This is a genomic window from Nocardia sp. NPDC056100 (assembly GCF_042266325.1).
Lineage (GTDB): Bacteria > Actinomycetota > Actinomycetes > Mycobacteriales > Mycobacteriaceae > Nocardia.
On sequence record NZ_JBHJVY010000002.1, the window covers coordinates 2,050,760 to 2,063,520 of the forward strand.

A 12,761-nucleotide genomic window follows, 5' to 3' on the forward strand; every position below is an offset into this window, starting at 1 on the left:
GTGGGAAGTCACCAAACGCGCCACATCGGGCATCCTGCGAACAGCGGGTGAGATACCGCCATGCGGTTGCGATGGCGCGAATTGGCCCGCAGCTGACGCTTTCTGGTACCTGAAGACCGGTCGTTCCGGTCGTAGAGTCGATGCACACTTCGCCGACGGGACCGGAAAAGAGCCCGGGATCACACGGCGGTTGGATCCGGAATCAATCGGCTCGGAGATTTGATGAGGCTAATCAGCACGACCCGGATACGGCAGGCTGCGCTGCCGGTCGAGCGACATCGTCGTTCGACGTCCACGGGAAAGGGCGGGCGCCATGCTGATTCAGAGTAGCCGTTGTCGCACCTTCGAATACGCGGTCACCACGCCCTCGGCCTGCGCGGTCGGGGTGGCCGAAGGCGAGGTCGGCAAGGCGCACAAATTCAGCGAGTGCCTGGTGGTCTCGATCGCGCTCGAACACGGCGATCTGCTACTCGGTGCGGCCGCGGCCAAGTTGGTGCGCAAGCTTATTGCGCGCACCGAGGCGACATCGGTGGTAATCGACGGCTATCTACGGCCACCCGGCCGGGATGAACGCGCGGCGACGGGGACCGAGTTATTGACAGATCTGGCGGATTCGCTCGATCTGCTCGCCGAGGTCACCGAACGGCTGACGCACAGCGGGGAGCGGGTGCACACCGTGCCGTTCGGCTGGCGCACCGGAGCGCGGGCCGAGGTATCGGGCGGTGCGCACGCACAGCACAGCATTCGGCTCAACGCGGCCGATCCCGATACCGGCGGTGGTGTGGTGGCGGCACTGGATGTTCCTGTCGCACAACGCTTTCGCCCGATGAGCGCAGCGGCTTTCAGTCCGACCTGCGCGTAGGGGATTTCCGGATCGGCCGGTGGTGTCCCAGACCACCGGCCGTCCGTGGAGCAGGTTGTCGTGGGGAGGGATTTCGACAAACCATGTCCGAGGCGGCTGGCATACCCGGATCGCGGGGGCTCCAGCCGCTGGTTCGATACCAACCCGATGAGGGGCAGGGTGGTATCGATCCATCATGCCGTCAATCAACGGCACAACGAATGTTGGCATATTTCAACGGGTTTCGGCGACCACCGATTCCCCCTCGTGGGAAGCGCGAGGTGATCGCGGGCAAACGGCCGGACGGGTATTCCCAATGATGGGAAATGCCCTGGCGGCCTTCGCCTCTAACCTTCGTGCAGACGAAATCGGTGGAAGGGAAGTCCGAGTTGTCAGCGGCCGAGGACGCGTTCTACACAGGGATTCAAAGTCTCGGATTGGTTTCCGGGGGAGTGCGCAACGACCAGCACGCGCTGGCGGCATTCCATGCGGCGACCGACCTCGATCCGGATATGTGCGATGCCTGGCTCGGGCTGGCCATGGCCGGGGAAATCTCTGGGGAAGTCATCTACGGGGCCTATCGCTCCGTCCACAATCTGTACCGGGATCAACAGCGCGCGGGACTGCCCGATCGATCACTGTGGTGCCAGGTCGAAATCGGCATGTACGGGCTGCGCGTGGCCATGTCCGATCGCGATCAGATCGCGCTCGCGCAGGCGTGCAAATACGCCGAGGGCGGTGAATGGGATGAGGCCAAGGCCATTCTCGATCAGCTGCCCGCCGACGATGTCGCCGACTTCGTCCGGCTTTCGCTGTACTTCCGCACCCGTCGCTGGCCCGATGTCATCGAATTCCGGGCGAGCAAACCGGTGCTCGAGGACAATCTGCTCGATATCGCGGCCGAATTGATGGCCGCGCAGGCACTCGCGCACCTGGGCCGCTTCGGTGAAGCTCTGCCTCGGGCGCAGCGCATCGTCGAGGACAGCTCCTCGGGCAGCCTGTCGTATATCTGGGCCGACGCGCATTTCCTGCTGGGAATGGTGCTGCGACACAACGGTGATCACGAAGCTGCCGATCGAATTCTGAAGGGGCTTCAGGGTTCCGCGCTGTGGTCACAGCACGAGGACTGGCAACGCGCGGTCGCGGACAAGAACTATCGACTCGAGATCACCAGCGCGGAAGTCATTTCCACCCGCACCAATCGATGGGACGCGCGCACCGGCGATGACCCCGCCGAGGTCGCGGCTTCCGCCGCGCGCGACGAGCGCGAATCCCTGCTGACCGAGGCCTCGGATCTGCTCCAGGCCCAGATCGGCATGGACTCCGTCAAGGAGCAGGTGGATCGGCTCAAGTCCGGGGTGCTGATGGACCAGGTACGTGCCAAACGCGGTCTGGCCGTCGACTCGCGGTCTCACCACCTGATCTTCTCCGGTCCACCCGGAACGGGTAAGACCACCATCGCCCGTGTCATCGCAAAGATCTTCGCCGGGCTGGGTGTGGTGCAGAACGCCGATGTGGTCGAGGTGTCGCGCAACGATATGGTCGGCACCCATCTCGGGCATACCGCGCCCAAGACCAACGCGCTGATCGATTCGGCGCTGGGCGGTGTGCTGTTCATCGACGAGGCGTACACCCTTATCCAGGAAGGGCTTTCGGGCGGTGACGCGTTCGGTAAGGAAGCGGTCGACACACTGCTGGCTCGGATGGAGAACGACCGCGACAAACTCGTGGTGATCATCGCGGGGTACGAAGACCAGATCGACCGGTTCCTGGCCTCCAACGACGGTCTGGCCTCACGCTTCACCAAGCGCATCCGCTTCGCCAGCTATGACGCGGACGAACTGGTGCGAATCGCCGAACACATTGCCCAGCACAAGGATTCGATCCTGTCCCACAACGCCAAGGACACCCTGCACGAGCGTTGTGAACGCCTGTCCGGGCAGGCCCGAAACGGCCGCCGCCTGATCGATCTCGCCGGCAACGGCCGCTTTGTGCGCAATGTGGTGGAAGCCGCGGAGGCCGAACGCGATTACCGCTTCACTCGCGAGCTGGCCAATGTGGCGGCGATGACCGATGAAGAACTCATGACCATCTCCGAAGCGGATATCACCGCCGCCCTGGAAGGGCTGGCACCGGCCGCCACGAACTGACCGGCGCGACGGGAAGGAAACACACGACGGTGGCTCGCTTCCGGGTGGTGACCAAACACCAGATTTCCGGCTGGCGCTTCCTGTTCCGGCGCATCGAACACGCGCTGGTCCGGCGGGATGCCTCCATGATCGACGATCCGCAGCGCGGTCGCTCCACCGCGCTGTCGATCGGCATCGCCATGGCGTGTGTAGTCATCGCCGGGTCGGCGGTGCTGGCCTTCTTCAAACCGGCCAAGACGCTGGGCGATTCGCGCATCGTGGCGGAAAAAGGCACCGGCGCACTCTATGTGCGAGTGGGTGGTCGATTGCATCCGGCGCTGAACCTCACCTCGGCGCGGCTGGTGATCGGCGCGGCTGAGAATCCGGTGCAGGTGTCCAAGGAGGAGTTGGCCAAGCTCCCGCGCGGGCCGATAGTCGGTATCGCGGGTGCGCCGAACGCGATCTCGGACAGCAATGATCGCGACTCCTCCTGGGCGGTATGCGATACCACCGCAACGGGTTCGGCGGGCCCGACCGATCCGGCCACCGGCCTGCCCACCACCAGCCGGTCTCCCGTGCGCACGATCGCGATCGGCGGTCGGCTGAGCATCGACGGCGATGCCATTCGCCCGCTCGGCGACACCCAAGCCCGGTTGTTGCGAGAGGGCACCGTGACCTGGCTGGTCTATCGCGATCACGATCGCGGAATTGTCAGGGCCGCAATCAATCTCGCGGACTCGCCGGTAACGCTCGCATTGGGTATCGATGCCACGGCGCCGGTGCTCCCGGCGTCCGCGGGCCTGCTCGAAGCCATTCCCGAAGCACCGCCGCTGCGGGTGCCCGCGGTACCCGGCGCGGGACAGGCCATCATCCTGCCCTCGGGGCTCTCGGTCGCGGTCGGCTCGGTGCTCTCGGTGTCCACCATCGACCGCGGCGCGGCCTACTACCTGGTCTCGCAATCGGGTGTGGTGCAGATCAGTTCGGTGCTGGCGGCCATGGTGCGCAATGCCGACTCGCACGGCGCGGTCTCGGCCATCGCGGTCGGCCCGGATGTCATCGCCACCAACCTGCGGCCCGGTGGCTGGCCCGGCACCACGAGTTATCCCACCACCGCCGTACGCATCGCCGATCCCGAACGCGACAGCATCACCTGCTACCACTGGACGCACGCGGCCGCCGACCCCAATGCGAGCACCGAGCTACTGGTCGGGCGCCAATTGCCGCTCGCGACAGAGGAAATCGCGCGCACCGTGCCACTTGTCACCGCCAGCGGTTCGCGCGGGAACACCGCCGACGCGGCCTATCTGCCGCGCGACACCGGCAGCTTCGTGCGCGTCACCGGAATGGACCCGACCTCACCCTTACGTGAGGCGATGTTCTGGGTCTCGGACAGCGGTGTGCGCTACGGCATCGACGCGCGCGGTGGCAGCACGAGTGACGCCACCCTGACCGCGCTGGCATTGCGCAATCCCATTCCCGCACCGTGGGCCATCATCTCGCTCTTCGCGGTCGGCCCGACGCTTTCCCAACGTGATGCCCGCATCCAGCACGACGGCATCGCCGCGGACCGCGCCGCCGCGCCATTGCCCGGAGGACAACCGTGACCACTACCCGCCGTTTCGTCCGACCCGCCCGCATGGTGCGCGGGCCCAAGGCGCCGGCGGTGGCCGAACTGCGCCTGCAACCGCCTACCGAACTGCCCAAACCCGTTCCGCCGTCCCGGCTTCGGATGATCATGCCCGTCGTGATGCTGGCGGGCATGGGCGGAATGATGGTCATGATGTTCCGCGGCGGCGGGGCCATGAATCCCATGGCGATGATGTTCCCGATCATGATGGTCGTGTCCATGTTCGGGACCATGGGCGGCGCCATGGGCGGCAATGGTTCCGGTGGCGCCGCCTCGCTCAATGAGGAGCGCAAGGACTACCTGCGCAGCATCGCCGAGAACCGGAAGTCGGTGCGCGCCACCGAAGCCGAACTTCAGACCTACCTGGCGCACACCCACCCCGGTCCGGACAGCGTCGCTCGCCTGATCGGCGGTCAGCGCATGTGGGAAGTGCAGGTCGCCAGCCCGCAGTTCCTGCGCATCCGGGTCGGGCGCGGCCGCATCGCGAATCAGGTGCGGGTCATCGTCCCCGAGGCCGCGCCGCTGGCGGATCTCGATCCGGTCGGCGTGGTCGAGGTGACACGATTCGCCAAGGCGTATTCAACGGTCGGCGGCATGCCGGTGGCGATCAATCTGCTCTCCGCACCCGAGATCGGGTTGGACGGCGATATGGCGGCCGTCGCGGGACTCGTGCGCGCCATGCTCGCGGAAACCGTTGTGCTGCACGGCCCGGACCAGGTCGGCGTCGCCGCAGTGCTGCCCGACCCGGACGCACCGGAGTGGGCGTGGCTGAAATGGCTGCCGCACACCCAGCATCCCACCGATAAGGACGCGATCGGCTCGAGCCGGATGGTGTACCGCTCGGTCGGCGAACTCCGGGCCAAGGTACTGGCGGGGCTCAATCGGGGGCCGTTCTCGGCCAATAGCCAACCCTCCCTCGAACGTAAGCATTTCGTGCTCATCGTCGCGGTCGGTGGCGCGGCCAACGAACGCGATATCTCCGGCATCGACGGTTGCACCTGGTTGCGGCTCGGCGTGGCCGAGCAACCGCTGCCGCGCGCGCTGCGCTTCAGCGTTGACGAGGACCGTTCGCTGTTCGAGATGTCCGCTCGCGGCAAGCGTCGGGTGGGGCGGGCCGACTCCATGTCCGTCAGCGCCTGCACCGCTTTGGCTCGCAGCCTCGCTCCCTACCGGCTCTCCACCGTGGTCGAGGCCGTGGCCGCCGAACAGGCGGGCGGCACCACCTGGGAGGAGATGGTCGGGATCACCGATCCGGGTGATATCCAGGTCGACCGCAGCTGGCGTCAGATCCGTGATATCGACCGTTCGCGGCTGAACGTACCATTCGGTTATGACCCGGCGGGCAGTCTGGTTCATCTCGATATCAAGGAATCGGCCGAAGAGGGTATGGGCCCGCACGGTATGTGCATCGGCGCGACCGGCTCGGGTAAGTCGGAATTCCTTCGGACGCTTGTGCTTTCGGCAGTAGCCACGCACTCCCCGGATCAATTGAATCTACTGCTGGTCGACTTCAAGGGTGGTGCGACCTTTCTCGGGTTCGATCGCCTCTCCCACGTGACCGCCGTGGTTACGAATATGGAGGAAGAGGCCGATCTCGTCACCCGTATGGAGGACGTGATCAACGGCGAAATGGCGCGGCGGCAACGCATTCTGCGCGACGCGGGCAATTTCGCCAGCGTCGCCGATTACGAGCGTGCCCGCGAGCAGGGCGCTCAGCTCGAACCCATGCCGACCCTGCTCATCATCCTCGACGAATTCGCCGAGCTGCTCGAACAGCACCCGACCTTCTCGAAGCTGTTCGTCGCCATCGGCCGCCTGGGCCGCTCACTGCGCATTCACCTGCTCCTGGCCTCGCAGAAGGTGCCCTCGAGCCGGATGGGCGAGCTCGAGGCGCATCTGTCGTATCGAATCGCGTTGCGCACCAACCAAACCAGTGACTCGCGCGATGCCATCGGCACCGCGGACGCCTACCATCTGCCCAAGAAGCCCGGCGCGGGATATCTGCGCGTCGGCGCGGGTGATCTACAGCGATTCCAAGCCGCCTACGTAGGCTCGCCCTATACCGCCCCGATGCAGACCGCCACCGTCGGCACCCAGCGCGCGCGGCGCGCGAGCGGGGGCTATCGGATGCCGCAACGATTCACCGCCGCCGCCATCGCCGAAATCCAAAGCGCCGTAATCGAACCCGTTGCCGCGCCCGAACCCGAGGTCATCGATGTCGAGCCGGTGACGGTGATGGAGACCGTGCTGCAGCAGCTCGCCGGGCACGGGCGGCCCGCACATCAAATGTGGCTGCCGCCGCTGAACACCGCGCCCACCCTCGATCGGCTCACCCAGAACGTGACGCCGGGCAATCTGCAACTGCCCTGGGCCATCGTCGACCAGCCTCGCCTGCAACGTCAGGACGTGTGGACGGTCGATCTGTCCGCCGCGGGTGGGCACGTGGCGATCGTCGGCGGGCCGCAGTCCGGAAAATCGACCGCCGTGCAAACCCTGGTGCTGTCCGGAGCGCTCACCCACACTCCCGAACAGTTGCAGTTCTACTGCCTCGACTTCTCCGGTGGTCTATCCGGATTGCGCAATCTGCCGCACGTCGGATCGATCGCATCGGTCCGCGACGTCGACCGCGTCCGGCGCACCTTCGCGTTGCTGACCAATCTGCTCGCGCACCGCCAGAACATCTTCGCCGAGCTCGGCATCGACTCGATGCGCGAATTCCGCCGTCGCCGTACCTCGGCACAGGAATCCGCTCAGCTCAACGCCTATGGTGATCAGCATGGCGACGTCTTCCTCGTCATCGACGGTTGGGATGTCGGCTTCTCCAGTAATGGACCGTTCTACGACGAGTACCTGCCGGTGGTGGAATCGCTTGCGCTGCAAGGGCTCAACTACGGAATCCACCTGGTCCTGACCAGCTCCCGCTGGGCGGCGATCCGCGCGGCCATCAAGGATATGCTGCAGACCAGACTGGAAATGCGGCTCGGCGATCTCACCGACACCGTGTTCACCACGCAACGGCAGGTCGTCGCCTCCATACCCGCCAATCGGCCCGGGCGCTGCATCTCCACCGATGCCCTGCATATGCTCACCGCGCTGCCGCGTATCGATGGCAATCCCGAGCCCGACTCCGCGGGTGCGGGACTGGTCGCCGCCGCCGAGGCCATCACCCGCCAGTATCCCGGTCGCCGTGCCCCGGAGGTGAAACTGCTGCCCGCCAGCATCACCCTCGCCGAGGTCGCCGCGGGCATGCCGGTTCCGACCACCCTGGCACAGCGACTGGCACTGCCGTTCGGTGTGCGCGAATCCGATCTGACCCCGGCGGTCGCCGACTTCAGCGTCTCCACGCACATGATGGTGCTCGGTTCGTCGGGCTGCGGTAAGTCGACAGTCCTTGGCGCGCTGATCGATTCGATTCATCGGCAATTCACGCCCGAACAGGCGCGCATTCTGCTGATCGACTACCGCCGCCAGCATATGGATGCCGTCCCCGAGGCGCATTCGATCGGATATCTCACCAGTGAGCGCGATCTGATCGACGGACTGCCCGGTTTCGCGGAGCGCATGCGTGAGCGTCGCGCGCCCGATGGTGTGACCTCGCAACAGCTCAGGGAGCGTTCCTGGTGGAGTGGTCCGGAGATCTTCGTCGTCATCGACGACTATCACATGGTCGTGCAGCGCGGACAGCTGAATCCGCTGGACGCGCTGAAGGACCTCATCGTCGACGGTCGTGACACCGGCCTGCACCTGATCGCCGCGCGCAATATCGCCCAGGCGGATTCGGCCATGTACGACAACGTGCTCGGGCAGATGAAGAACCTCAATTCTTCCGGTCTCATCATGGACGGATCGCGATTGGACGGCATGTTGATCGGCGATGTGAAGCCGACGAAACAGCCCGTGGGTCGCGGCATTTTCGTCGAGCCGCTGCATGCCCGCCGCGACCTCGTCCAGGCGGCGATACCCGCTGGTCGGGAGTGAGCCGGACGGCTCGATTCCGTGAGCGGACAGGAGAATTCGCGACATGTTCCCAGTCCTGGGAATGCAATAGCGTTTCTCACATACCGCTCCATTCGAGCAATCGAATAGTCGCAAGGAGACGACCATGTATCTCAATGTCTCACCCGAATCGCTGCCCGGCATCGGCGCGCAGCTGCACACCATCCAAGCCGCACTGTCCACCGTTGTGCACACCGAACTCGCCCAGGCCGTGCCTATCCCGGCGGGAGCCGACTCGGTGAGTATGTTCGCGGCGATCAGCCTGATCGGCCAGACCGCGAAGAACTTCGCGACCACCGTACCCGGGCTCGCGCACCTGTCGGGTGGTGCCGAAATGATCTACCCGGTGAGCGCCGCGTATGGCGGCGGCGACGCGGTGGGTGGCGCCAAGATCGGCGTGTCGGGCGCGCGCTTCTCCGCGTAGTCCACCACGCCCGGGCCGGAGTGATGCCATGTTCCCCTTGCTGTTCGACTTCTGGGCGCTGCCGCCGGAAGTGAATTCCGCGCGACTGTCCGCGGGTCCCGGGCCGACCGAGATGGAGGCAACAGCGGCCGCGTACGCCGCGGTCGCGGACGGTCTCCACACCGCGGCTTCCGCCTCGGACGGCAGCATGGGCCAGATGGAGGTGGTGTGGCAGGGCCCCTCGGCCGAGCGCGCCCAGCGGGCATTCCGCAATCACGCCAGTTGGCTACGGGCTCAGGGTGACGTCGCGTCGGTCACCTCGGCTATTGCCAACGCGGTCGCCATGGCCAATGCCGAGGCGCTGGTATCCATGCCGACCGTCGCGGAAATCGAGGCGATACACGCGGCCATGGCGGGCGCCGCCGCCGCCACCGCCAACCCCACCACTATGGGAGTGGGACTGGCGGCCATGGCGACGCTCGAGAGCATGTACATGGCCGAATGGGCGCGCGCCTCGATCACGATGGGTGTCTATGCCGGGGCGACCACGGCCGCGATTGCCCAGTTGCCACCGCCACTGGAGGCGCCGCCGATTGCGAGCGGACCCCCCGCCCCGGTTCCGACCGGTATGCCGGGTATGAATCCCGGTGACCCACTACCGAAATCGGGCGGCGGGCATTCCCTCACCGACGGACCCGGTGGCGGTGGTGACGGATCGGGTCCGCCGAACAATCCAGGGGGCCCGCCCGGCAATGGTCCGGGCGATCCGCCTGGCAGCGATCCGGGTAATCCGGGCCAGCCCGGCAACCCCGGTCAGCCTGGGAATCCCGGTCAACCCGGTGGTGATCCGGGCAACCCGGGTACCGGTGGACAGCCCGGCCAGACTCCCGTTCCGCAAACAACACAACCGGTCTCGCAGCTCCCGACAATGCCGACCGACGGCTACGGCGGGGGTGACGCGTCACTCGGGCAGAATGCCGGATTACCGGGAGCCGCAACACAATCCACCACCCTGGCGGGGCTCAACGGTGGCCTCGGCAGCATGGTCGCGCTCGGTATGACCTCGGGCGGATTCGGTGCCATGCCGGGCAGCACGACCGGCTTCCGAATGCCGACGAACTGGTCGACCATGCCCACCCGGGCGTTCGGGATGGGCACGGGAACCCCTGCCTCGCAACCGGTTCCGGCGCGCACCGCCCCTCGCGGCGTCAGCGCACCCCGGGCACGGCAGCGTCGTCGCGAACAGGACGAGCGCAAACCCGCAAAGGCTTTCGCGCCCGGTGAGTCGCAGGATGTCCCGGTGCTCGAGGAGCCGCCGGCTATCGGCGTCATCGAGTACCTGGATGGTGACGGGCAGCAGGAGTCGATCTCCGAACAACTGCTGGCGCTCGGCGATCCGATTCAGGACGACGACCCGGATCCGGTCCTCGACTCGATCCTCCAAACACGTCCCCGGTGAATTGTCGGGGTCGAAAATTGAATACCAATTCGAGAGGAAAATGCAATGGCTGGAAAATATAGTGGCGATCCGGTAAAAGTTCAGGAGTCTGCGAACAATACCTTCAAGGCGCATGAGGAACTGGAGAACGACCTCGGAGCGCTCTTCAACGTGTCGGACGAACTGGCCGCGTCGCTGAAGAGTAAGGGTGCCGGTGACGCCGCCAATGTGGCGCTGAACGACGCACTTCAGAAGGGGAAGGCGCTGGACCGGATCCTCATCCAGATCGTCGAGCAGATGAAGAAGGCCGGTGTCTCGGTCGACGAGACCGACCAGTGGGCCCAGAGCAAGATCCGTGCGGTCGCCGGTGAGAGCAAGATCTCGGCTTTCTGAAATCCCCTGTCGCAGTAGCAGTCATCCCCTTTCGGAAAGATTGAAATCACATGACAATGCACTATAACTTCGAGGAAATCGATACCCATACCAGCACGCTGGGTGGCATCGTCGATAAGCTGCAGACCCACACCCAGCACATCAAGAGCGTGCAGACCGATCTCCTCAACAGCGGCTTCTTCGGTGCGGGCGCGGACGGCTATGACACCGTCACCAAGGAGCTGACCACGAAACTGCTCGCCTACCAGGACAGCCTGTCCAGCCTCAAGGGCGCTATCGGCACGGCGAGCAACGACATGTTCCTCACCGATACGAACAACGGCAAGGGCTTCGCGGGAATCGGTTGATGGTTCGGCGACCCACACCGGGTGCGGAATTGAACGATGATCCTGTCGCGGTCGATCTGAATGTCGATGCCGCGCTACTACTGAAAGACATGGTCGGCATCGACGCCTATCCGATGGTGCTGGCGATCATGCCGAATATCGAACTGATCGATGACCGGGACCGGGTCAACGCCTTCGTCGCCGCCCAACTCACCGAGGCGGGCATTCTCGGCGACGGGGGCGTCCATCCGACGGTCGCGCATTGGCTGCGCTGTCTGGCGCGACCGGATGTGGAATTGGTCGCCCGCATCATCGATCGGGTCGCGCCGGGCGAAGAGCCGGGCATATTGCGAATGTCCTTGGCGCGCAGCGCCGATACCCATGTGCTCGCCGTGCGGTATGACGACCACCTGGTCATCCAATCGGTCTTCACCGAAGGTGAGCGGACCGATGCGGTGGCGGCGGCACTGCTCGCCGCACTGGGTCCGGCGCCCGCGCTGGACTTCGTACCGCTGGCCGCGACCCAGGAGGAGTTCGAAGCGGTTCCCACCGATGCGGAGTCCCGCCGCATGGCACTGCGCGAACTCGGTGCCCAAGGTCGCACCGCCGCAGTGCTCACGCGGGCATTCGACGAGGTGACCCGGGGTGCGGAAGTGCTGATGATCGAGCACCACGACGGCGTCATAGCCACTCCCGAACTGTGTATGACCGTGCTGGACACCCGGTCCGGCCGTATCGCGGTGGTGCCGAATCGGGATTTGAACGGGCAGGTGCGAATCACCTATCTGCCCGGTGATGAGGCGAGCCTGCGGGCGGGCATCCGGGCGCTGGTCGATTTGCTACCCGGCGGAAGTTGGTTCCGAACCAGTCGAATGTGATTGTCCCTCTGGGATTTTCGAGAGGATGAGGGGAAATGAACAGAGCACCGAGCAGCAGCGGTGAGACGACCGGATCCGTGCGCGCTCGGGGCGGCTACGACGCGTACTTCGGAGCGCAGGAACAAACCGATACCGGCAGCACCTGGCGCTCCACCGTAGCGGGCCGCAGCCACCAGGCCCCGCCGCCACCCGGCCGGGCGCAGCCGCCCGATCCCGAACCGGTCGAATCACCCCATACCACAACCGGATTCGCGCCCGAGGCGAATGCCGCCGGGCCGGGCCAGGTAGGGCACTCCTCGGGCACCGCCGGAGATCCGACTCCGCACGCCACCGACGAATTCGATCCCCAACCTCACGGCGGCGCGCCACACCGGACGTCCGGTGGCGAACCCAATGCACCCGATAGCGGCACACCGCAGCGGATGTCGGGCTACACGCCCGCCGCCGGTTACAGTGCTGCGCCGCAACGGGGTTCGGAGAGTGAGTCCGCTTCCGGTCACGCCGGCGCGGCACAGGGTACCCGGGGTAATCAGTCCACGTCGGGCTACGGCACTGCGCCGCAGCAGGCCTCTGCGGGCGAATCCGTCTCGGGTTATGCGGGCCCGACCGGCCAAGGTGGCGGTGCGAGCTCGGCCTTCATCCCGCCTGTCGCCTCACCGGGATTCGATATGCCCTCCGCCGCAACGCCATCCGGGACCTCACCGGCGCCACCGGACGGCTCGGGAACCGG

Annotated in this window: 9 protein-coding genes; all 9 read left to right on the plus strand. The window is 65.7% G+C overall.

The features are described from left to right. Window positions 1-313 precede the first annotated feature (313 nt). The 9 genes from ACFC0O_RS21960 (at window position 314) to ACFC0O_RS22000 (ending at window position 12,031) form a co-directional block, all read left to right on the plus strand. A complete protein-coding gene (locus ACFC0O_RS21960; RefSeq protein ID WP_375960600.1) occupies window positions 314-862 on the plus strand; it encodes a hypothetical protein in 549 nt (182 codons plus the stop codon). Window positions 863-1,230: 368 nt separating this feature from the next. Beyond that, window positions 1,231-2,991: a type VII secretion AAA-ATPase EccA gene (eccA, locus tag ACFC0O_RS21965; RefSeq protein ID WP_375960602.1), complete on the plus strand. Its 1,761-nt coding sequence runs from the start codon at window positions 1,231-1,233 to the stop codon at window positions 2,989-2,991. A gap of 29 nt (window positions 2,992-3,020) precedes the next feature. Further along, on the plus strand, window positions 3,021-4,574 hold the full coding sequence (gene eccB, locus ACFC0O_RS21970; RefSeq protein ID WP_375960604.1) for a type VII secretion protein EccB: 1,554 nt from the start codon (window positions 3,021-3,023) through the stop codon (window positions 4,572-4,574). After that, a complete protein-coding gene (gene eccCa / locus ACFC0O_RS21975; RefSeq protein ID WP_375960606.1) occupies window positions 4,571-8,575 on the plus strand; it encodes a type VII secretion protein EccCa in 4,005 nt (1,334 codons plus the stop codon). Before eccB ends, eccCa begins: the two co-directional genes overlap by 4 nt. Before the next feature lie 124 nt (window positions 8,576-8,699). Then, on the plus strand, window positions 8,700-9,017 hold the full coding sequence (locus ACFC0O_RS21980) for a PE domain-containing protein (protein ID WP_375960608.1): 318 nt from the start codon (window positions 8,700-8,702) through the stop codon (window positions 9,015-9,017). A gap of 28 nt (window positions 9,018-9,045) precedes the next feature. After that, entirely contained in the window at window positions 9,046-10,455 is a 1,410-nt protein-coding gene (locus ACFC0O_RS21985) for a PPE domain-containing protein (RefSeq protein ID WP_375960610.1), read from the plus strand. A 45-nt stretch (window positions 10,456-10,500) separates the two neighbouring features. Continuing rightward, window positions 10,501-10,827: a hypothetical protein gene (locus tag ACFC0O_RS21990; RefSeq protein WP_375960612.1), complete on the plus strand. Its 327-nt coding sequence runs from the start codon at window positions 10,501-10,503 to the stop codon at window positions 10,825-10,827. A 50-nt stretch (window positions 10,828-10,877) separates the two neighbouring features. Next, window positions 10,878-11,174 (plus strand): WXG100 family type VII secretion target, encoded by a 297-nt coding sequence (locus ACFC0O_RS21995; RefSeq protein WP_375960614.1) that lies wholly within the window; start codon window positions 10,878-10,880, stop codon window positions 11,172-11,174. 29 nt (window positions 11,175-11,203) lie between these two features. Next, window positions 11,204-12,031 carry an ESX secretion-associated protein EspG gene (locus ACFC0O_RS22000; RefSeq protein WP_375960616.1) on the plus strand — a complete coding sequence of 276 codons (828 nt, stop codon included), beginning with the start codon at window positions 11,204-11,206 and terminating at the stop codon, window positions 12,029-12,031. Window positions 12,032-12,761 lie beyond the last annotated feature (730 nt).